Here is a 22,554-nt window from a genome sequence, read left to right on the forward strand (position 1 = left end):
TTTGGTACTTTAGTATGAACCCTTTTTCCTATCACTACCCTACTTTTGAATCGTAATTAAAACCAATTGAACTATGATATTAGGTGCTTTTTCAATAAGCTTAAGTGTAAAAAACTTAACAACTTCAAAACTATTTTATGAAAAATTAGGCTTTCAGGTATTTGCTGGAGATATGGACAAAAACTATCTCATTATGAAAAATGGCAATGCTTTAATAGGCTTGTTTCAAGGGATGTTTGAAAACAACATCTTAACCTTTAACCCAGGTTGGGATGAAAATGCAAACACGCTTGAAAATTTTACAGATGTTAGAGATATTCAAAAACATCTAAAAAATAATGCTGTAAGTTTTCATTCCGAAGCAGATGAAAACACCAAGGGACCGGCTAGCTTTGTAATAAGCGATCCTGATGGAAACACCATTTTAGTTGACCAGCATGTTTAATAACTAACTATTTAAATATTATGAAAAAAACAGTTTTAAAGTATGGAAGCTATGGCTTTCTAGCAGGTATTATATTTTTTGGGCTAGCCTTTTTACTTGGCGACAACCTATCCTACTCCGTTCAAGAAATTATTGGGTACACCTCTATGGTTGTATCGCTTTCATTTATCTTTTTTGGCATAAAACATTATCGTGACAAAGTAAATCAGGGGACCGTTACTTTGGGAAAAGCCCTTGTAATTGGATTGTTAATTTCAATATTTGTTGGAATTGGTGTGGCTATTATTGATTACATATACACTACCGTAATCAATCCAGATTTTGCTACCGAATATTTAGATAAAACTCTAGCAACCATGAAAGAAACATTACCTGCTGAAGAATACGAAATTGAAAAAGTTAAACTATCTGAACAGATGCAAGCTTATGGTGGTTCTGGATTTATGGCCTTTATCATGTTTGCAACTGTTGTAATGATAGGATTTGTTATATCTTTAATTTCCGGATTAATTTTACAACGTAAAAACTAATACTATGCAATACGAAGCTACATCACCAGAGGACTACATAAGTCAAGTGCCTGAAGACCGACAGGAAGCCTTAAAAAAATTACGAAAAACCATTAAAGACAATTTGCCAAAAGGGTTTGAAGAAGGCATTCAATACAAAATGATTGGGTATTATGTGCCTCATTCAGTATATCCTGATGGTTATCATTGTGACCCTAAAACTCCATTACCTTTTATGAGTTTTGCCTCGCAGAAAAATTCGGTGAACCTTTACCATAGTGGTATCTATGCCAAAAAAGAATTGTATGATTGGTTTGTAAACGAATATCCGAAGCATTGTAAACGGAAATTGGATATGGGTAAAAGTTGCATAAGATTTAAAAAAATGGATGAAATTCCTTTTGAACTCATTGGCCAACTTACACAAAAAATGACTTGTGACGAATGGATTGATATTTACGAAACAGCTTTAAAAAAGAAATGATGAAAAAACGTGTAACGGGAATTGGTGGTTTATTTTTTAAAACCAAAGACCCAAAAACAACTAAAGATTGGTATAAAAAGCATTTAGGTTTCAATACCGATGATTATGGCTGTACATTTTGGTGGCAAGATAAAGATGGAAACGATTGCTCCACGCAATGGAGTCCGTTTGCAGAAGACACCAAATACTATGAGCCGTCAAAAAAAGATTTTATGTTCAATTACCGTGTTGAAAATTTAGCAGAATTGCTAGAAACTCTCAAACAAGAAGACGTAACAGTTGTTGGTGAAATGGAGGAGTATAGCTACGGAAAATTTGGCTGGATTTTAGATAATGATGGCAATAAAATTGAGCTTTGGGAACCTGTTGATAGTGCTTTTCAATAAGTTTAAAGCTCTATATCTGCTCCATTGGATCATAATCCAATGGTAAATTATCTCCAACACGTTGCATACCTATTTCGCCAGTAAAAGTTACAGCTTCTATTGGTGAGTAATTACCTTTTAAATTAAGATAAAAATACTCATTGTTTGGTATTATGGTAGACTGTCGTGAAACCGTTAAATCGTAGACTATTGTCAATGGTTTAAACACCTTTACTTTATAAATTGTTGGGTCATTAGTTACGTATTTACTAATGAAATTTTCGGCAGGCACAACTTTTTCTTCATAAAGTAACGTGAACTTGTTGTCCTCTAATTTATCGTACAATAACGAGCGCATAAAGTGCAACATGGAACCGTAATAAGCTTTTTGTCTTCTCTTTATTGTTTTACGATTTGCCTTGTTAGACTTATAGAATGTTGTTCCTGAATAAAAAACCGAAGAAACCGTATTAATTTTTAAAGACCCAGAAGATATTTCATATTGAATTTCAAAGTCTTGTAAATCATATTCAATATCATATCCAAGGTTTGAATTGCGTATTCTAATAGGCCTTTTTGCGTTGGCCACCAACAAATTATCATCTTCTAAATATCGCAATGTTATATCATCTTCATTTAGAATTTTACAGGATAAACTATTACTTGAAAACCCTAAAAATTGTAGCTTGAATTGCTCTAATTTTTTCTCTCTCGACCAAGAATCTTTAGAGCCAATAACAACTTCATTTAAGGTATTTAAATTTTCCTTTAGTTCTATCTTAAGAGCAACATCTTTATTATAATTTGAGATAACCTGTTTTTTATATCCTAAAAAGGAGATAACCAATGGTGTATTAATAGATTCGTCAAACGGAATTGTAAACGCTCCATCAGAATTAGAAATTACGCCTATAGTAGTATTGTCAAAATAGACTGATGCGCCTTCAATTGGTTGCTTTGAGTTATTATCAATAATAACACCCGATATTTCTTGGGCAAACAGATTTGCAACACAGAAAAGAAAAATAAACAGACCTAACTTAATCTTCATTTTGTTCAGATATTTTTCGCTCCAACTCGGCTTGAAACTCTTCCATAACTGGTTTTACAGTACTTTCAGGAAGGTCAGCAATTTTAATATACATCAAACCATCAACCGAATTGTTAAACAATGGGTCTACATTAAAGGCTACCAATTTGGCATTTTGTTTTATATATTTCTTCAAAAGAACAGGTAGTCTTAAAGCTCCTGGCTCAACCTCATCAATAATCTTGTCAAACTTATTAAGGTCTGCTTCGGCTTCATCAAAAACGAAATCTTTATCGGCATCTTTAAGCTTGACCTTAAAAGCTTTTTTAGGATGCACATATTGCGCCACATAAGGATCGTAATAATGTGACATCATAAACTCAATCATCAACGACTTTGAAAAGTTTGAAAACTGGTTGCTTATACTTACGCCACCTATTAAATATTTATGTTCGGGGAAACGTAGTGTTGTATGAACAATGCCTTTCCATAGCAAAAATAAAGGCATAGGCTTTTGTTGATAATCTTTTATAATAAACGCACGACCCATCTCGATAGATTGACTCATCATTTTATACAACTCGGGTTCAAATCGAAATAAATCTTGCAGATAAAATCCATCTATTCCATATCGTTGGAATATTTCGGAACCCAATCCCATTCTATAAGCCCCAGCTATAAGTTTTTCATCACCATCCCATAAAAACATGTGATGGTAATACGTATCAAAGGCATCTAAATCTATGGCTTCATTAGTCCCTTCGCCAACTTCTCTAAAAGTAATTTCACGTAATCGACCTATTTCTTGAAGTATATTAGGTATTTTTTTTGCTGGAGCAAGAAAAACCTCATAGTTCTTACTCTGTAGTAGCCTAAAGTTTTCTTCTCGCAACATTTCAACCTCTTCAACCATTAAGGCTTTATCTACTTGGCCAACTATTCGCTTTGGAGGCTTTGGAACTTTTAAGGTTGTAGAAATGTTACTCAACAATTTATCCTTATCGTCAAAAGAATTAGACAGCATATAGGTCTTTCTCCTCAAAAATTCAGAAAACGACTCTAGCGATTCGTGCTCCTTTTGATCGTTAACAGAAATCGGTTTCCCAATTCTAACCTTTATAGTTCTACGCTTTTGGGTTAAAAGTTCAGAAGGTAGTTTTGCTGTCCTAAACGTATCATTAATTTTAGAAAGCTTATAGAATAGCTTACTATTCTTCGCATGAAAATATATAGGCACTACAGGTACTTCTGCTTTTTTTACCAATTTCATGGCGGCTTCTTCCCAAGGTCTGTCAACTACTAGCCTTCCATCTCTATACGTTGAAACCTCTCCTGCAGGAAAAACACCAAGAGGGTGCCCTTCACGCAGGTGCATAATGGCATTTTTGAATCCTGCAATACTGGATTTTACATCTTTTCTATCTTCAAAAGGGTTTACAGGTAAAATGTAGGGTTTTAAGGGTTCTATCCTATGCAATAAAAAATTGGCAATTATCTTAAAATCCTTTCGTTGCTCCAACATAAGTTTAAGCAGTAATATCCCATCAATACCTCCTAATGGGTGATTAGAAACTGTTATATAACTTCCATCTTTTGGCAGCCTTTTTAAGTCTTCTTCTGGAATTTCAAATTTTATTTGAAATTCATCTAAAATGGCATCCAAAAATTCTAAATCAGACAAATGCTTATTACGATTGTAAATTGCGTTTAAAGTAGATATTTTCAAGACCTTCATGAGCATCCAGCCTATAAAAGTGCCTACAAAACCATACTTATCTAATTGTATGGCCGAAGCTACTTCTTTAGCCGAAACCAATCCTTTGTCTTGAGCTTTTGTCATATATACAAATGTAATTAAATAGTTGGTTTTGTAACCATTTGCATGGTTTCTTGTGTTAACTGCTTTAATAACACCGTTTTATTTTTTTCAATCTGTTCAATCGCTTGTTTATCATAATGCCTAATAGTGTATAAAGCTACATTTTCATGACAAGTTACTTTAAATTTCGCTTTTAAATGCTGTAATAATTTTTCTAGATTATTATAAATATTATCTACACAAACTGAAAAACTAATAGCTGAATTCTGAATAACATCTACCTTCATTTTATAAAGATGAAGCAAATTAAAAATTTCACTAATATTCTCTTCAACTATATACGAAAAGTCTAAAGATGATAAGGATATTAATACTTGGTTTCTTTTAAGGATAAAGCACGGAATATTGGGTTCAATTCCAATACCTTTTGAAACCTTTGTACCATCGCCATCTGGGTTTAAAAACGATTTTACAAATAATGGTATTTCTTTACGCTGTAAAGGCTGCAGTGTTTTAGGGTGAATAACCGATGCGCCGTAGAAGGCCAACTCAATTGCCTCGCGGTACGAAATATTATGAAGTAATTGTGCGTTTTCAAAATAACGAGGATCCGCATTAAGAACACCCAAAACGTCTTTCCAAATCGTTACGCTTTCTGCATTCAAACAATAGGCAAAAATAGCCGCTGTATAATCACTCCCTTCACGCCCTAGAGTAGTGGTGAAATTATTAGAGTCACTACCCAAAAATCCTTGTGTAATATTGAGTGTATTACGCTGAAAGTTTTCAGTGATATTTTTTTGTGTTAACTCCCAATCAACATTTGCTCTACGATAATAATTATCTGTTTTTATATAATTTCTAACATCAACCCAATTGTTCTTGATGTTTACTTCGTTTAAATACTCACTAACAATTGTTGTAGAAACCAATTCGCCATAACCAATTACTTGATCGTAAATAAAATTGTAATCCGGTGACTTGTTGATTTTAAAAAACCCATCCAGTTCATCAAACAAATCAGATACTTTTTTAAAAACGGGATGCCTCTCGTTTTCAAATAAATCTAATAAAATAGCATTGTGATATTTTTTCACATCCTGAAAAGAACTCAACAATTCAGATTTTTTATTTAGGTAATTATCAATTACACCTTCTAATGCATTGGTGGTTTTACCCATGGCAGACACAACAATTAATGTATTGTCATAGCCTACTGCATTTAAAACTTCAATTAAATTTTTAACTCCTTCGGCATCTTTAACGGATGCTCCTCCAAATTTAAATACTCGCATTACATTTTTAATAAATAGTTTTGTATTCCTTGTTCGTCTAATTGAACAACATCCCAATCCCGTAATATGGTTGCTCCTTTTTGTTCATAAAATGTTATGGCTGGTTCGTTCCAATCTAAAACTTCCCAACTTATTCGTTTTACACCTAAACTGTGGCCATATTTTACAACCTCATCTAGCAATAAGGTTCCAATTCCTCTTCCTCTCATGGCTTCATCTACAATCAAATCTTCTAAATGTAAAACTTTACCTTTCCAAGTTGAATAGCGCTGATACACCAATGCAATTCCAACCACATCCTCTCCTACTTCAGCAACAAAACATTTAAAAGCTGGATTTTCACCAAAACCATCCTGTTTTAAATTTTCTAATGTAACTTCTACGGCTTCTGGTTCTTTCTCAAAAACAGCAAGTTGTTTTATCAGTTTTAAAACCGAAGACATATCTTCTATAGTAGCTTGTCTTATTTTAATATCCATAAACTGAATTTGCCTTCAAATATAGTTTATTCTAACCGATTAATATTTCGCGAAAACGTTGTAGTTTATTAAAAAATCCGATATTTGTACAAACAACAACATCCAGCATATTTATGTCTCAAAAAAATCAAACTTTAGGTGAATTTATTATTGAAAACCAATCTTCTTTTAAATACACTTCAGGTGAATTATCCAGGCTCATAAACTCTATTCGTTTAGCTGCAAAAGTAGTTAATCATGAAGTGAACAAAGCTGGATTAGTTGATATAATTGGCGCTGCTGGAGACACCAATATTCAAGGGGAAGATCAACAAAAGCTTGACGTTTATGCCAATGAGAAGTTCATTCAAACACTTACCAACAGAAATATTGTTTGCGGTATAGCAAGTGAGGAAGAAGACGATTTTATTTCCATAAATAGTCAAGATGAAAACAACAATAATAAATATGTTGTTTTAATAGATCCTTTAGATGGTTCTTCAAATATTGATGTTAACGTTTCAGTAGGCACGATATTTTCGGTTTATCGTCGTGTAACTCCAGTTGGAACGCCTGTTACCCTTGAGGATTTTCTTCAAAAGGGCAGTCAACAAGTGGCAGCAGGTTATGTAGTATATGGTACATCAACTATGTTGGTTTATACAACAGGTGCTGGTGTAAATGGGTTTACGCTCAATCCTGCAATTGGCACGTTTTACTTATCGCATCCGGATATGGAATTCCCTGAAAATGGTAAGATTTATTCTGTAAACGAAGGGAATTACATCCACTTCCCTCAAGGTATAAAGAACTATATAAAATATTGCCAAATGGAGGAAGGTGACAGACCTTATACTTCAAGGTACATTGGTTCATTGGTGTCTGACTTCCATAGGAACATGATAAAAGGTGGTATTTATTTATATCCTAAAAGCTCAAAAAATTCTAATGGAAAACTACGATTACTTTACGAATGTAACCCCATGGCATTTCTTGCAGAACAAGCCAATGGAAAAGCTAGTGATGGTTTTACCCGTATTTTAGATATTGAGCCTACAGAATTGCACCAACGTGTTCCTTTTATTTGCGGCAGTAAAAATATGGTAGTAAAAGCTGAAGAATTTATGCGATTAGCAGAATAAAAAAAAGCGAACTTAAAAAGTTCGCTTTTTTTATTACCTAACAGAACTATTATCTGTTCATATTTTTTATCTCTTCCATAAAAGTGTCTAAATCTACACCGTTACTAACAAGAGTTAATGCCTTATCTACAACATATTTTACATTATCATGCGAGAATCCTAAACCAACAGCAATTTTTCTCAATACCAACTCTTCGTGGTCTCCTTTAATATGGTCAACATAAACCATTCTAGCTAAATCATACAAACGTTCTAAACGTCTATCGTATGAAGTTGGCGGATTTATAGGATGTGATTTATAATCTTTTAATATAGCTTTATACTCACTTTCACTAACATCTAATTTATGAGCCAATCGATCTAAAAATGCTTTCTCCTCATCAGTAATTATACCATCATCCATGGCTACTCTCACTATGGCTGCAAAATGATCTTCGTTGCGTTTTTTAAATCCGCTATCAAATAAATCTAAAAATGACATATGTTTTTCTTTTTTTGGTGCTGCAAAGATAATTTTAATAATAGTTTTAATCAATAAACTGTTAAACAAAATTTTATATTTGCACAAAATAAATTGTCTTGAGTAAATCTTATCTCTCGCAAATCTATGCACAGGCTTTGCAAACGCAAAATCTGCAAACTGCTATTGCCCAAAATCATTCTAAAACACATATAAAAGGACTCGTTGGATCGTCGTTTTCTTTGGTGGTAAGCGAAGCCTTCAAACAGACTGATAAGCCCTTCTTGTTAATTTTTAACGACAAAGAAGAAGCCGCCTTTTATTTAAATGATTTAGAGTTGTTGTTAAATGACAAGGATGTATTGTTTTATCCAGGAAGCTACCGCAGGCCTTATCAAATTGAAGAAACTGACAATGCCAATGTTTTATTGCGAGCTGAAGTTTTAAACCGCATTAACTCTCGGAAAAAACCAGCCGTAATTGTCACCTATCCAGATGCCCTATTTGAAAAAGTGGTTACCAGAAGGGAATTGGAGAAAAACACCTTGAAAATTTCGGTTAATGATAATCTCTCCATCGATTTTGTGAATGAGGTACTATTTGAATATAAATTTAAACGTGTTGATTTTGTAACCGAACCTGGTGAGTTTTCCGTTCGCGGTGGTATTGTAGATGTGTTTTCATTTTCACATGATGAACCCTATCGCATTGAGTTTTTTGGCGATGAAGTTGATAGTATCAGAACATTTGATGTTGAAACTCAACTTTCAACCGATCAAATTAAAAAAATAAGTGTCATCCCAAATGTGGCCAACAAATTTTTGGAAGAAAGCAGACAGAGTTTTTTAAAATATATTGCACAAAAAACGGTTGTTTTTACAAAAAATGCAGATGTCCTGTTTTCAAGAATTGACGATTTTTTTGGTAAAGCAGAAGAAGCTTTCAAAAACCTATCAACCGAAATAAAACATGCCGAACCTAACGAACTTTTTTGTGATTCTAAACTCTTAAAAAAACAGCTTTTAGATTTTAATCTGGTTGAGTTTGGTTCACAAAGTTTATTTTGTCATTCAGAGTATTCCGATTCAATAGGAGTCGAAGAATCTGTTTTAGAAGAGATTGCCACGTCGCAAGCTCCTCGCAATGACAATGTAATCATATTCAATACAACACCACAACCTGCATTTAATAAGCAATTTAATTTGCTGATTGAAAACCTAAATTCCCAACACGCAAAAGGATACACCAATTACATTGCTTGCGTTAGCGAACAACAAGCCAAACGATTTCATGATATTTTTGAAGATGTAGAAGAAGAGGTGCATTATAAAACCATTGTACTATCATTATACCAAGGATTTATTGATCATGACAATAAAATAACCTGCTATACCGATCATCAAATATTTGAACGCTATCATAAATTTCATCTCAAAAATGGTTATGCCAAAAAACAAGCCATAACGCTTAAAGAGTTAACCAATTTAGAGATTGGAGATTATGTAACACACATTGATCATGGAATAGGTAAATTTGGAGGACTTCAAAAAATTGATGTCGAAGGTAAAAAGCAAGAAGCTATTAAACTTATATACGGTGAACGCGATGTCTTGTATTTAAGTATTCATTCGCTCCATAAAATTACCAAGTTCAACGGAAAGGATGGCAAACCGCCTAAAATTTATAAGCTAGGTAGTAAAGCGTGGAAAACGCTAAAACAAAAAACCAAATCACGCGTTAAAGAAATTGCTTTTAATCTTATTAAAGTATATGCCAAACGTAAACTTGAAAAAGGTTATCAGTACAAACCAGACAGTTACATGCAGCATGAGTTGGAAGCGTCTTTTTTATATGAAGACACTCCTGACCAAATAACATCTACTGCCGACATTAAGGCTGACATGGAAAGTGACAGACCAATGGACCGTTTAGTTTGTGGTGACGTTGGATTTGGAAAAACCGAAGTCGCCATTAGAGCTGCATTTAAGGCTGTAGATAACGGGAAACAAGTTGCCGTTTTGGTACCAACAACAATTTTGGCTTATCAACATTCCAGAACGTTTAAAGAACGGCTAAAAGATTTCCCAGTAACTGTAGACTACCTCAATCGCTTCAGAACGGCGAAAGAAAAACGTGAAACTCTTGAAAGTTTAGAAAAAGGTGGTGTTGATATAATAATTGGCACGCACCAATTAGTAAACAAAAATGTGAAATTTAAGGATTTAGGATTACTAATTGTTGATGAAGAACAAAAATTCGGTGTTGCCGTAAAGGAGAAATTAAAAACCTTAAAAGAAAATGTGGATGTTCTTACATTAACAGCCACACCTATTCCTAGAACCTTGCAGTTTAGTTTAATGGCTGCGCGAGATTTATCAGTAATTACAACGCCTCCACCAAACCGTTACCCAATTGAAAGCCATGTTATTCGATTTAATGAGGAAACCATTCGAGATGCCATTAGTTATGAAATTGAACGCGGTGGTCAAATTTTCTTTATCCATAACCGTATTGAAAACATAAAAGAAGTTGCTGGTATGATTCAGCGGTTGGTACCTGATGCCAAAATAGGTATTGGCCACGGACAAATGGAAGGTAAAAAGTTAGAACAGCTTATGCTCTCATTTATCAATGGTGGGTTTGACGTTTTAGTAAGCACAACCATTGTGGAAAGCGGTTTAGATGTCCCAAATGCCAATACCATTTTTATCAATAACGCCAATAATTTTGGATTAAGTGACTTACATCAAATGCGTGGTCGCGTAGGTAGAAGTAACAAAAAGGCCTTTTGTTATTTTATAACACCAGAATATTCAGCTATGACCAACGATGCCAGAAAACGCATTACTGCTTTAGAACAGTTTACCGAACTGGGCAGTGGCTTCAACATTGCCATGAAAGATTTGGAAATTCGTGGTGCTGGTGATTTATTAGGTGGTGAACAAAGTGGCTTTATTAATGAAATAGGTTTCGATACGTATCAAAAAATTCTTAATGAAGCTATTGAAGAACTTAAAGAAAATGAGTTTAAAGATTTATATCAAGATGATGGCAAACCTAAAGAGTATGTAAAGGATATTACAATAGATTCTGATTTTGAATTGTTGTTCCCGGATGATTATATAAATAACATTACAGAACGTTTAAATCTGTACACTCAACTTAACAATGTAAAAACTGAAGAAGATCTTGAGCAGTTTGAAACCGAACTTATAGATCGTTTTGGGGAATTGCCTGTTCAGGTTGTAGACCTACTAAATAGTGTGCGTTTAAAATGGACTGCTACTAAACTTGGTCTAGAAAAAGTAGTTATGAAACACGGTAAACTGGTGGGCTATTTTATAAAGGACCAACAGAGTGCCTTTTATCAGAGTATTGGTTTTACTAAAGTTTTACAGTTTATTCAGAGTAATCCAAAAGCCTGTAAGATGAAAGAAAAACAAACCCGTCAAGGCTTACGTTTGTTGCTGACTTTTGAAAATATTAAAAATGTAGAACAAGCCTTATCGGCTTTAAATCAAATTTTGGCATAGCTATTGAAAACAGTAATAAAACAATATGTCTCGATATGAAAAAATGGCTTTACATTTTCTGTATAATACCTTCGTTGATAATTGCACAACATAAATTAAGCGGCACTTTTTCGCCAGCAAGTGAGTTTACCTATGCATTTTTATATGAAGCTACACCTACAAGTGTTAATTACAATAATCAAGTACAAGTAAAACCAGATGGCACGTTTGAAATTAAGCTTGATGAATCTATAAAAAAGGGCATTTACAAAATTGTATATGCAGTTCCACCTGAAGACAACAATTTTGAAATTTTTTATGAAGGAAATGAAGATGTTGAACTGCAATTCGATTTAGAAAAAGGATTGAGTTTTACATCATCTAAAAGCAACTTACTTTGGACGTCTTATTCTGAAGCTATCTCAAAAATAAATGCTAAAATTAGTGCTTACTACACCAATAATCAGCAAAACGAAGCTCAACTTTTAGAGTTGTTTCAGCAATTAAAAAGCACACAAGATTCTTACGAAAAACAATCAGTAGGCACTATTGCGCATGCTTTTATTACATCAAACCGATTATACATACCTGAAACTGCTGAAGACGTTCAAACCTACTCCCAAAATATTATTAAGCATTATTTTGATAACATAGATTTTAGTAACCGTTGGATTCAAAGTTCAGATTATATTACAGACCGTATTGTTGCTTATGTTTTTGCTATGCCTTCAGATGATGACTATTACAAAAGTGCGATTGATGAAACCGTTGCAGCAATTGGTAATAACCAAATAATAAAACTTACCATTTTACAAGAGCTGTGGCAAAACATGATACAAAACGATTTTTCTGAAGTTGCCCATTATATTAGTGACACCTATTTATTGGAACTTGCCAAACAACAAAACAATGAGCTACTTGTAGAAACCTTAATGAGCTTTAAAAAAACGGCTGTTGGCATTCAAGCGCCTAATTTTAATATTACTACAAAACAATCCTTATACGATTTAAATTCGCATAACAATTATGTGCTTATTTTTTGGAGCAGTAGTTGTGGTCATTGTCTTGATGAATTACCAATTTTAAAATCTATTATTGTAGAATATCCTAATTATAAAGTTATTGCTTTTGGTATTGAAGACGAGACTGAAAATTGGAAAAACGTAATTATAAATTACCCAGAATTTATTCACGTAATTGGTTTAAAAAAGTGGGATAATCCTGTAGTTGAAGATTATGGCATTCAAGGAACACCAAGCTATTTTATTTTGGATATGGATAAAACCATAATGGCTAAACCTGATGATGTTGAAGAGTTAAAGGCGTTTTTGAAAAAAAACTAAAAATGGAAAAAGGCGTTTTCTAGATGCTCAATATTGTAGTTTTTTCCTTCTTTAACTATAGCAATAATATCAAAGCGTACTTCAACGTCTAAATCATTTACGGTAACATATTCATCAACTGCTTTTACCAAATTCTTAATTTGTTTAGGCTTTACAAAATCTTGAGGATCTCCAAAATCTGCTGTTGATCTGGCTTTAACCTCAACAATGGCCAATACATCATTCAGCTGTGCAATAATATCAACTTCTGCCTTATCAAATCGGTAATTGCGTTCTACTATATCATACCCGTTTTCTAAAAGATAATCTACAGCTAATTGCTCTCCTTTTTTGCCAAGTTCATTGTGTTGTGCCATAATCACTTCCCACGAAAGTGGGAATCTTATTTACTCCTCGAAAACCACAGTAGATTGCTCTTTACCAACTTTCATTTCAATAGTTCTTCCCAAAATCATAGCGCGATTATCCTTTTCATGACCAGCAGGCATATTAAACGCAATAGGAAAATCGTATTCCGATAAGGCATCTAAAATCAATTGTTCTATAGAGCTTCCCCAAAGCGTGGTATTTTTACGAAGCTTACTCATATCGCCAACCAAAACACCTGCACATTCATCAAAATAGCCTGCGCGTTTCATGCTTTGCAACATGCGGTCAATATGATACTTATACTCGCCTATCTCTTCAATAAATAGAATTTTTCCAGATGTATCTATACTGGTTTTTGAGCCCAACATGGTATGCAACATCGTTAAATTTCCTCCTACCAATTCACCCGATGCTGTCCCAACTCTATTATATTTTGAACCCTCTAAAGTATATGTCAACGGTTCTCCAAAAATCGCTTTTCTAAAGGTTTCAATAGATTCTGAAATATCGTTCAAATCATCTGTTAAACTGGTACACATTAAGGCGTGTATGCTTTCAAAGCCTTCATTATGAAATTGATTATGTAAAGCTGTAATATCACTATAGCCAATTAACCATTTCGCATTTTCTCTAAAGTTGGTGAAATCTAACTTATCTAAAATTCTAACCGTTCCATAACCGCCTCTAGCGCACCAAATAGCACTGACTGTTGGATTATCCATTGCTTTTTGAAAATCTTCACAGCGTTGGGCATCTGTGCCTGCAAAGTGATTATCCTGACTAAACACATGTTCACCAACAATAGCATGCAAACCCCAATTCTTTAATAAATCAACAGCTTGTTGAACCTCTTTTTGCCTGTTTTTTAAAATGCCCGAAGGTGCAACAATAGCTACTGTATCGCCAGCTTTTAAATATGGTGGTTGTATCAAAGTTTTAGGTTTTATTTTTTTTGATTCATGAACTTGCGGTTGTTCCTTTTCTCCAAAAAAAAGGAGGCAGCACAAGCTAAATAATATGGTGATTTTTGACATATTGTAAATGTACATTTTTTTTCAGAAACGCTCTTAAATTACGTACTTTTGTGGCTTCATAAAATTAATACCATGTCAAAACGATATACCATTACAGCTGCATTACCTTACACCAATGGACCAATTCATATTGGGCATTTAGCTGGTGTTTACGTACCTGCTGATATTTATGCGCGCTATTTACGCTTAACAGGAAACGATGTCGCATTTATGTGTGGTAGTGACGAGCATGGTGTGCCTATTACAATAAAAGCAAAAAAGGAAGGTGTTACGCCTCAAGATATTGTAGATAAATATCATGCTATAATTAAAAAATCGTTTGAAGATTTTGGAATTACCTTTGATAATTACTCAAGAACATCCGCTAAAATTCATCACGATACAGCTCAAGAGTTTTTTAAAACACTTTATAATAAAGGTGAATTTATTGAAGAAGTAACCGAGCAATTATACGACGAAGAAGCCAATCAGTTTTTAGCCGATAGATTTGTCACAGGAACCTGTCCGAAATGTGGAAATGAAGAAGCCTATGGCGATCAATGCGAGAATTGTGGAACCAGCTTAAATGCAACCGATTTAATCATTCCTAAATCGGCCATAACGGGAAACACACCTACTTTAAAGCAAACCAAACATTGGTTTTTACCATTGGACAAACACGAAGATTTTTTAAAAGAATGGATTTTAAAAGGCCATAAAAAAGATTGGAAACCCAACGTTTACGGACAAGTAAAATCTTGGATTGATGACGGTTTGCGTCCAAGAGCTGTAACACGCGATTTAGATTGGGGAATTCCAGTGCCAGTTGAAGGCGCTGATGGCAAAGTACTTTACGTTTGGTTTGATGCGCCAATTGGTTACATTTCTGCAACCAAAGAATGGGCAGAACGCGAAGGAAAAGATTGGGAACCATACTGGAAAGACGAAAATACAAAATTGGTTCACTTCATAGGAAAAGATAATATTGTGTTTCACTGTATCATTTTCCCAAGTATGCTAAAAGCAGAAGGTTCATATATTTTACCAGATAATGTGCCAGCAAACGAATTTTTAAATTTAGAAGGCAATAAACTATCGACTTCAAAAAACTGGGCAGTATGGTTACCTGATTATCTTGAAGATTTTCCTGGTCAACAAGATGTCTTGCGTTATGCCTTAACAGCCAATGCACCAGAAACCAAAGACAACGATTTTACTTGGAAAGATTTTCAAGCTAGAAACAATAACGAGTTAGTGGCCATTTTTGGAAACTTTATAAACCGAGTTGTTGTTTTAACAAGAAAATATTATGAAGGTGTTGTTCCTGAACCTAGTAAATTGAGAGATATTGATGAGAAAACATTAGCAGCATTAAGAGCTTATCCTGAAGTGATAAGTAGTTCTATAGAACGTTATCGTTTTCGTGAAGCAAGTCAGGAATTGATGAATCTAGCGCGATTGGGAAACAAGTATTTAGCTGACGAAGAACCTTGGAAAGTAATCAAAGAAGACGAAGCACGCACCAAAACCATTATGTATATTGCTTTACAAATTGCAGGTGCTTTGGCTATTTTGAGCGAGCCGTTTTTACCGTTTACTTCTAAAAAATTAAAAGAAATACTTGCAATGGAAACACCCGAAATGGCAGGAGGATATATAAGTGATAGGTTTATAAAAGGTGTTAGTTGGAAGAATCTTAAGGATAGAATTTCGCTTGATAATTTTATTAAACCCGGACATTGTATTGAAGAACCTCAATTACTTTTTACAAAAATTGAAGATAAAGACATTCAAGCACAATTAGACAAACTAGAGACAAGTAAAAAGGCCAATGAAGCTGCCAATAAAGTGGCTGAACCACAAAAAGAAGAAATCACTTTTGATGATTTTACAAAGTTAGATTTACGTGTAGGAACGATTATTGAAGCCGAAAAAATGCCGAAAGCCAAAAAACTTTTAGTTTTAAAAGTTGATACAGGTATTGACACAAGAACCATAGTTTCTGGTATTGCTGAAAGCTTTACTGCCGAAGAAGTAATTGGAAAACGCGTTACCGTTTTAGTGAATTTAGCACCAAGAAAATTACGTGGTGTTGAAAGCGAAGGTATGATTTTAATGACCGAAAGCCCTGAAGGTAAGTTGGTGTTTGTAAATCCTGATGCAAACCAAGACGTTGCTAATGGTCTACAAATAAGTTAACAATGAATTTTGAATCGCATTGGAATAAGGCTTTTGAAAAAGAAGATTCTCAATTAGGTTGGTTTGAAGAAAACCCTGCTCAAACTATGCAACTTGTTACATCCTGTAACCTTGAACAGGATTCTAGAATCTTGACGGTAGGTGCTGGTACCACCACATTAATTGACAATTTGTTGGATGCGGGTTTTCAAAATATTTTTGCAAACGATTTAAGCACTGTTGCATTAAATAAACTAAAACTTCGTATTCAAGGTACATATCAGTATGATTTAACATGTATAGCTGACGATTTAACCAACCCAACAAAATTGAAAGAATTAAAACCTGTTGACCTATGGATTGATCGAGCTGTATTGCATTTCTTTTTAAAACCTGAAGAGCAAGAAAGCTATTTTAATTTACTCACGACAAAGGTATCGCAAAATGGTTATGCACTTATAGCCGTTTTTGCCACTAATGGTGCCGAAAAATGTTGCGGGTTACCATTACAGCGTTACAGCCTAGAGATGTTACAAGAAAAATTAGGGAAAGATTTTAAACTTGTAGACAGCTTCAACTATACGTTTATAAATCCTTTTGGTGGTGAACGCCCATATATTTATACATTGTTCAAGAAAGCATAATGCAACTTATTAACTATATAGTATCATCTACCAACTTACCTGAAGTTGGTGTAAAAAACACCATTAACTTGCTTAACGATGCATGTACTGTTCCGTTTATTTCACGTTACAGAAAAGAAGCTACAGGAAATCTGGATGAAGTTCAAATAGGTGATATTGTAAAATACAAAGAACTCTTTGAGGCGCTTGAAAAACGTAAAGCAGCTATTTTAAAGGCACTTGAAGAACAAGATGTTTTAACGTCAGAATTAGAACAAAAAGTAAACGAAACTCAAGATATTACAACACTTGAAGACATTTACTTGCCATACAAAAAAAGCCGAAAAACAAAAGCTGATATTGCTAAAGCTAACGGATTAGAACCTTTAGCTAAAATCATAATGAGTCAAAACGCTCACGATATTGAAAGCATAGCATATAAATATGTAAAAGATGCTGTTGGTTCGGTTGATGATGCTCTAGAAGGTGCACGACATATTATTGCCGAATGGATTAATGAACGTACTGATATCAGAAATAATATTCGTTATCAATTAGAACGTTTTGCAACCATTGCAACTAAAGTTGTTAAAAAGAAAGCCGATGAAGAAGGCGCTCAAAAATTCCGTGATTATTTTGATTGGAGCGAGTCGTTGAGTCGTATTCCTTCACATCGTTTGTTAGCCATTTTACGTACCGAAAACGAAGGATTTATTCGTGTGAAAATTGAAATTGATGATGAACGTGCTTTAGATAAAATTGCGCAACGTATTATAAAATCTGACAATGCGTGTTCTGATCAAATTGAGATCGCTATAAAAGATGCATACAAACGATTGTTGTTGCCATCATTGAGCAATGAAGCATTACAAAATGCAAAAGAAAAAGCCGATGAAGCTGCGATAACTGTTTTTGCCAAAAACCTAAAACAATTGTTGTTGGGCTCACCATTAGGAGAAAAACGTGTTTTGGCTATCGATCCTGGTTTTAGAACCGGTTGTAAAGTAGTGTGTTTAGATGCGCAAGGGCAACTTAAACATAATGAAACCATTTATCCGCATGCGCCTAAAAATGATAGCGCAGGCGCAATAAAAAAAATAAGCACACTTGCTGAAGCTTATAAAATTGAAGCTATTGCTATTGGAAACGGAACCGCTTCGCGTGAAACAGAATCGCTGATTAGACGTATTCGTTTTAAAAATGATATTCAAGTATTTGTGGTAAGTGAAGCAGGAGCTAGTATTTATTCGGCTTCAAAAATTGCTAGAGAAGAATTTCCTAATTATGACGTTACGGTTAGAGGCGCTGTTTCTATTGGTCGTCGTTTGCAAGATCCATTGGCAGAGTTGGTGAAAATTGATGCAAAATCTATTGGTGTTGGGCAATATCAGCATGATGTTGATCAAACCAAGCTAAAAACCGAACTAGATACTGTTGTAGAAAGTTGCGTGAATGCTGTTGGTGTTAATCTAAATACAGCTAGTAAAAGTTTGTTGAGTTATGTATCAGGAATTGGTCCTAAATTAGCCGAAAACATTGTGAATTATCGCGATGAACATGGTGCATTTTCTTCAAGAACCGATTTAAAAAAAGTACCACGTTTAGGTGACAAAGCTTTTGAGCAAGGATCCGCATTCTTAAGAATTAAAGAGGCTAAAAACCCGTTAGATGATTCTGCTGTGCATCCTGAAAGCTATGGTATTGTAAAAGCTATTGCAAAAAATGAAGGAAAACGTGTTTCTGAACTTATAGGAAACTCTGCTGTTTTAAATGGTATTGATTTAAAACCCTATTGTACAGATACAGTTGGTTTGCCAACACTTAAAGACATCATAAAAGAACTTGAAAAACCAGGATTAGATATTAGAGAACAAGCCAAAGTGTTTACTTTTAATCAAAATATAAAAACCATCAATGATTTGCAAGAAGGGCAATTGCTTCCGGGAATTGTCAATAATGTAACCAATTTTGGGGCTTTTGTTGATATTGGAATTAAAGAAAGCGGCTTGATTCATATTTCAAACTTATCAGATGGTTTTGTAAGTGATGTTAGTGCCTATATTAGTTTGCACGAGCAGGTCATTGTAAAAGTATTGGAGGTTGATGTTCCGCGCAAGCGCATTCAATTAAAACTGCACAAATAAATTAGTTAATATTTAGTATTTTTAAAGAAAAAATGAAAACACTTCTCTATTTATTAACTATTGCCTTTTTATCAATTTCTTCTTTTTCTCAAAATTACGATATTATTCTAAAAACAAATGGCGAAGAAATGGTAGGTCATGTAAACAGTATTGATGACAGAACTATAGATTTTAACTATAAAAATGAAACTCTTCATTATAAAGTTGACAAGATCGATATCGCAAAAATAACTTTTGCTTCAGGGCGTGTGCAATTTTTTAATTCAACGCAAGCTAATGGCAGTAATGCAATCGTTGAAAACCATCACAATAAAGTAGCCGTTTTGCCTTTTGCTTATATTAAAGACGAACGTGATGGCTCAAAATCTGTTTCTAATAGAATTCAAGAAGAAACCTATACATTATTTAAAAATCACAATACAAATCTTGAATATCAAGATCCTCGAACTACAAATGCTCTTTTAATTAAAGCAGGAGTAACAAACAATAACATCGCAGGTTATACCATGGGAGAGATTTGCCATATCTTAGGTGTTGAGTATGTTATTCAAGGAACCGTCTCTGTACAAAAGACAAGTAAAAGCACTTATGGCGGTACAGCTTCTACTTCAAAACAATCAGGAAATGCACGTGTAGATAAAAATGGTAATTTGATAGGCAACGTATTTGGCGATGGTAAAAGTAAAACTTACAGCGCCAATACATCCTCTACAATTCAAAATTATGGAACTTCTATGGTTATGAATATTTATAATGATAGAGGTGATAATTTATTTAGTCAAGAGCATGAATCTTTTTGGAATACAGAAGATGCCTATAAAATTACCTTAAAGTATCTTGCAAAAAGAACACCATTTTACAAAAAATGATTATTAAAACCTTACCTAATCTGTATACAATTTCATCTAAAAGAAAAATATTATGTTATCAAAAAAAATAGAAAAAGCGTTAAATGATCAAATTAGAGTTGAAGCCGAATCCTCTCAAATCTATTTAGCAATGGCTTGTTGGGCTGAAGTAAAAGGGCTTGAAGGTGTTGCTGGTTTTATGTACTCACAATCTGATGAAGAACGTGCGCATATGCTTAAATTGGTTAGGTATGTAAACGAACGTGGTGGACATGCTCATGTTTCAGCATTAAAAGCACCAAATGTGACTTTTAAATCGTTTAAGGAAATGTTCGAAAAACTGTTTGAACATGAAGTGTTTGTATCCGAAAGCATTAATGAATTGGTTCATATCGCTTTACAGGAAAAAGACTATTCCACGCATAACTTCTTACAATGGTATGTTGCTGAACAAATTGAGGAAGAAGCTATGGCTCGCACCATTCTTGATAAAATAAATATGATAGGAAACGATAAAGGTGGTTTGTATTTATTCGATAGAGACATTCAGCAAATGACTGTTAGTACAGCGGCTTCTGAAAGCCCTGAATAATTTTAACAATTAAGTTTATTTAGAATTAATAAAAATAATTATTTTTGCCTCACATTCTACAAGTTAGCATACATTGGGCAAGAATAAAAAAGAAAAAAAGCAACAAAAAAAAGCTTTAAAAACCTTACATAAGGCAGGCGTTATTAATGCTGATAAGGTAAAAAGTAAGTGTTGCAAAAAGTATAAAAAAGGTGAAAACAAACGTTGTGGCAAATGCCCATGCTTTGATTTACTTAAAAAGGTAGCCTAGTTATAACTTCTCATATAATTATTGATTACATCTTAGTATGACTAAAATCATGTTTTAAAAACTTTATAGGTCGTAATTTTACTGTATAAATGTAAGATTATGAAAAATTTAGTTATTCTTGGAGCAGGTACTTCTGGAACCATGATGTCTAATCATTTAGTTTCAAAACTTCCAAAAAAGGATTGGAAAATCACCATAATTGATCAATACAAAACACATTATTATCAACCTGGTTTTTTGTTCTTACCCTTCGATATATATACAACCAAACAGGTTAAAAAAAATGGTAAAAAATTTATTCCAAAAGATGTTAATTATATTCAGGAAAAAATTGAATTAATTGAACCTGAAGAGAATAAAGTAAACCTAGCCAATGGGTCTACATTAGAATATGACATACTAATTATCGCTACCGGTGCTAAAATAGCTCCAGATGAAATTGAAGGAATGAATGGTCCAGAATGGTATAAGAGCATTTTCGATTTCTATACCTATGAAGGAGCAAAAGCTTTAAGAAACAAATTGAGAACTTGGGAAGGTGGTAAATTAGTCGTTCATATTACAGAAATGCCTATTAAATGTCCTGTTGCACCTCTTGAATTTGCATTTTTAGCAGACTCTTATTTCAAGAATAAAGGTATGCGTGATAAGGTAGATATTACCTATGTAACGCCTTTAGGTGGCGCATTTACCAAGCCTAAAGCGACCAAGGCTTTACATTACTTATTAGAAGAAAAAAACATTAAAGAAGTTACAGACTTTAATATCGAACGTGTTGATTATGAAAACAACAAAATTATAGATTACGCCGATGTTGAAATAGAATATGATCTTTTGGTTACTGTGCCAACAAATATGGGAGATGCATTAATTGAACGTTCAGGAATGGGAGACGATTTAAATTTTGTTCCTACTCATAAAGCCACACTACAAACAAAGGCCTACGAAAATATTTTTGCTATTGGAGATGCTACAAATTTGCCAGCATCTAAAGCAGGTTCTGTCGCCCATTTTGAAGCCGAAATTCTTACTGAAAACATACTGCGCTTCATTAAAGGTGAACCATTGAAAGAAGAGTTTGATGGCCATGCCAACTGTTTTGTAGAAACTGGGAATGGTAAAGCATTGCTAATTGATTTCAACTATACGCACGAACCTGTTGAAGGCACTTTCCCAATTCCTGGTGTTGGACCTTTAAAACTATTAAAGGAAAGTAGAACAAATCATATGGGTAAAATGGCATTTAGATGGATATATTGGAACATGCTCATTAAAGGAATTCATATTCCATTTGTATCTGCCACAATGAATGAAAAGGGAAAGAAATTTGATAAAATAACAAACTAAATATTAGAAATCATGAAAAAATTTATAGCAAATACAGAAATTGATGTAAACGACGAGGGCTATTTAACCGATTTCACACAATGGAACAAAGACATTGGAAACGAACTGGCCAAAGAGCAAGAAATAGAAATGACTGACAAGCATTGGGAAGTAATAGACTATATACACGATAAATACAAAAAGGAAGAACCGTTGTCTATTAGAGGAATCAAAAAAAGTGGTGTTATCAACATTAAAGAATTCTATGCGCTTTTCCCAGCAGGACCACTAAAAAAAGCAACATTAATTGCTGGAATTCCAAAACCTAAAAGTTGTATTTAAAAATTTG

At 33.8% G+C, this 22,554-nt stretch carries 21 protein-coding genes; 14 read left to right on the forward strand and 7 right to left on the reverse strand.

Translation table 11 applies throughout. From position 1 onward, the window contains the following. Positions 1–73 precede the first annotated feature (73 nt). The 4 genes from MTX13_RS11910 to MTX13_RS11925 are packed head-to-tail and all read left to right on the forward strand — an operon-like array spanning position 74 to position 1,824. Positions 74–445: a VOC family protein gene (locus MTX13_RS11910; RefSeq protein WP_250435595.1), complete on the forward strand. Its 372-nt coding sequence runs from the start codon at positions 74–76 to the stop codon at positions 443–445. 20 nt (positions 446–465) lie between these two features. Further along, a complete protein-coding gene (locus MTX13_RS11915; protein WP_250435596.1) occupies positions 466–975 on the forward strand; it encodes a DUF4199 domain-containing protein in 510 nt (169 codons plus the stop codon). Between the two features lie 4 nt (positions 976–979). Further along, positions 980–1,438 carry a DUF1801 domain-containing protein gene (locus MTX13_RS11920; protein WP_250435598.1) on the forward strand — a complete coding sequence of 153 codons (459 nt, stop codon included), beginning with the start codon at positions 980–982 and terminating at the stop codon, positions 1,436–1,438. Further along, positions 1,438–1,824 carry a VOC family protein gene (locus MTX13_RS11925; protein WP_250435599.1) on the forward strand — a complete coding sequence of 129 codons (387 nt, stop codon included), beginning with the start codon at positions 1,438–1,440 and terminating at the stop codon, positions 1,822–1,824. Before MTX13_RS11920 ends, MTX13_RS11925 begins: the two co-directional genes overlap by 1 nt. A 10-nt stretch (positions 1,825–1,834) precedes the next feature. Here the strand turns inward: MTX13_RS11925 and MTX13_RS11930 are convergent, their stop codons facing one another. Genes MTX13_RS11930 through MTX13_RS11945 form a run of 4 tightly spaced genes read right to left on the reverse strand, consistent with a single transcriptional unit; the run spans position 1,835 to position 6,426 of the window. Beyond that, positions 1,835–2,854 (reverse strand): carboxypeptidase-like regulatory domain-containing protein, encoded by a 1,020-nt coding sequence (locus MTX13_RS11930; protein WP_250435601.1) that lies wholly within the window; start codon positions 2,852–2,854, stop codon positions 1,835–1,837. Beyond that, positions 2,844–4,673, reverse strand: coding sequence for a GNAT family N-acyltransferase (locus MTX13_RS11935; protein ID WP_250435607.1), 1,830 nt, complete (start codon positions 4,671–4,673; stop codon positions 2,844–2,846). Before MTX13_RS11935 ends, MTX13_RS11930 begins: the two co-directional genes overlap by 11 nt. 14 nt (positions 4,674–4,687) lie before the next feature. Continuing rightward, complete coding sequence (locus MTX13_RS11940; RefSeq protein ID WP_250435609.1) at positions 4,688–5,947, reverse strand: aspartate kinase; 1,260 nt, start codon at positions 5,945–5,947, stop codon at positions 4,688–4,690. After that, the gene (locus MTX13_RS11945) at positions 5,947–6,426 is read right to left on the reverse strand and encodes a GNAT family N-acetyltransferase (RefSeq protein WP_250435611.1); all 480 of its coding nucleotides are present in this window, start codon (positions 6,424–6,426) and stop codon (positions 5,947–5,949) included. The genes MTX13_RS11940 and MTX13_RS11945 overlap by 1 nt, the downstream gene beginning before the upstream one ends. Positions 6,427–6,539: 113 nt before the next feature. On the opposite strand from MTX13_RS11945, the gene fbp reads away from it, so the two are divergent. Then, on the forward strand, positions 6,540–7,547 hold the full coding sequence (gene fbp / locus MTX13_RS11950; RefSeq protein WP_250435613.1) for a class 1 fructose-bisphosphatase: 1,008 nt from the start codon (positions 6,540–6,542) through the stop codon (positions 7,545–7,547). Between the two features lie 49 nt (positions 7,548–7,596). Here the strand turns inward: fbp and MTX13_RS11955 are convergent, their stop codons facing one another. Beyond that, positions 7,597–8,028: a TerB family tellurite resistance protein gene (locus tag MTX13_RS11955; protein WP_250435615.1), complete on the reverse strand. Its 432-nt coding sequence runs from the start codon at positions 8,026–8,028 to the stop codon at positions 7,597–7,599. A gap of 98 nt (positions 8,029–8,126) precedes the next feature. Between MTX13_RS11955 and mfd the strand changes: the two genes are divergently transcribed. Continuing rightward, a complete protein-coding gene (gene mfd / locus MTX13_RS11960) occupies positions 8,127–11,540 on the forward strand; it encodes a transcription-repair coupling factor (RefSeq protein ID WP_250435626.1) in 3,414 nt (1,137 codons plus the stop codon). A gap of 35 nt (positions 11,541–11,575) precedes the next feature. Continuing rightward, positions 11,576–12,862 (forward strand): TlpA family protein disulfide reductase, encoded by a 1,287-nt coding sequence (locus tag MTX13_RS11965; protein WP_250435628.1) that lies wholly within the window; start codon positions 11,576–11,578, stop codon positions 12,860–12,862. On the opposite strand, the gene MTX13_RS11970 is transcribed toward MTX13_RS11965, so the two are convergent. After that, complete coding sequence (locus MTX13_RS11970) at positions 12,859–13,218, reverse strand: YraN family protein (RefSeq protein WP_250435638.1); 360 nt, start codon at positions 13,216–13,218, stop codon at positions 12,859–12,861. The genes MTX13_RS11965 and MTX13_RS11970 overlap by 4 nt on opposite strands. 30 nt (positions 13,219–13,248) lie before the next feature. Beyond that, entirely contained in the window at positions 13,249–14,265 is a 1,017-nt protein-coding gene (locus tag MTX13_RS11975; RefSeq protein WP_250435645.1) for a S66 peptidase family protein, read from the reverse strand. Positions 14,266–14,337: 72 nt separating this feature from the next. Here MTX13_RS11975 and metG point away from each other — a divergent pair, with 72 nt between their 5' ends. The 7 genes from metG (at position 14,338) to MTX13_RS12010 (ending at position 22,547) form a co-directional block, all read left to right on the forward strand. Then, positions 14,338–16,443, forward strand: coding sequence for a methionine--tRNA ligase (metG, locus tag MTX13_RS11980; protein WP_250435660.1), 2,106 nt, complete (start codon positions 14,338–14,340; stop codon positions 16,441–16,443). A gap of 2 nt (positions 16,444–16,445) precedes the next feature. Further along, a complete protein-coding gene (locus tag MTX13_RS11985) occupies positions 16,446–17,066 on the forward strand; it encodes a class I SAM-dependent methyltransferase (RefSeq protein ID WP_250435663.1) in 621 nt (206 codons plus the stop codon). Then, positions 17,066–19,189, forward strand: a complete 2,124-nt coding sequence (locus MTX13_RS11990; protein WP_250435664.1) for a Tex family protein — start codon at positions 17,066–17,068, stop codon at positions 19,187–19,189. Before MTX13_RS11985 ends, MTX13_RS11990 begins: the two co-directional genes overlap by 1 nt. Positions 19,190–19,221: 32 nt before the next feature. After that, positions 19,222–20,058 carry a hypothetical protein gene (locus MTX13_RS11995; RefSeq protein WP_250435666.1) on the forward strand — a complete coding sequence of 279 codons (837 nt, stop codon included), beginning with the start codon at positions 19,222–19,224 and terminating at the stop codon, positions 20,056–20,058. A gap of 52 nt (positions 20,059–20,110) precedes the next feature. After that, positions 20,111–20,629, forward strand: a complete 519-nt coding sequence (locus MTX13_RS12000) for a ferritin (protein ID WP_250435677.1) — start codon at positions 20,111–20,113, stop codon at positions 20,627–20,629. A 349-nt stretch (positions 20,630–20,978) separates the two neighbouring features. After that, the gene (sqr, locus tag MTX13_RS12005; RefSeq protein ID WP_250435679.1) at positions 20,979–22,226 is read left to right on the forward strand and encodes a type III sulfide quinone reductase, selenoprotein subtype; all 1,248 of its coding nucleotides are present in this window, start codon (positions 20,979–20,981) and stop codon (positions 22,224–22,226) included. Positions 22,227–22,238: 12 nt separating this feature from the next. Beyond that, on the forward strand, positions 22,239–22,547 hold the full coding sequence (locus MTX13_RS12010; RefSeq protein ID WP_250435681.1) for a TusE/DsrC/DsvC family sulfur relay protein: 309 nt from the start codon (positions 22,239–22,241) through the stop codon (positions 22,545–22,547). The last annotated feature ends 7 nt before the right edge of the window (positions 22,548–22,554 follow it).

Origin of the sequence: Hanstruepera flava (genome assembly GCF_023634025.1) — a bacterium.
In the GTDB taxonomy this organism is placed as follows: Bacteria; Bacteroidota; Bacteroidia; order Flavobacteriales; family Flavobacteriaceae; genus Hanstruepera; species Hanstruepera flava.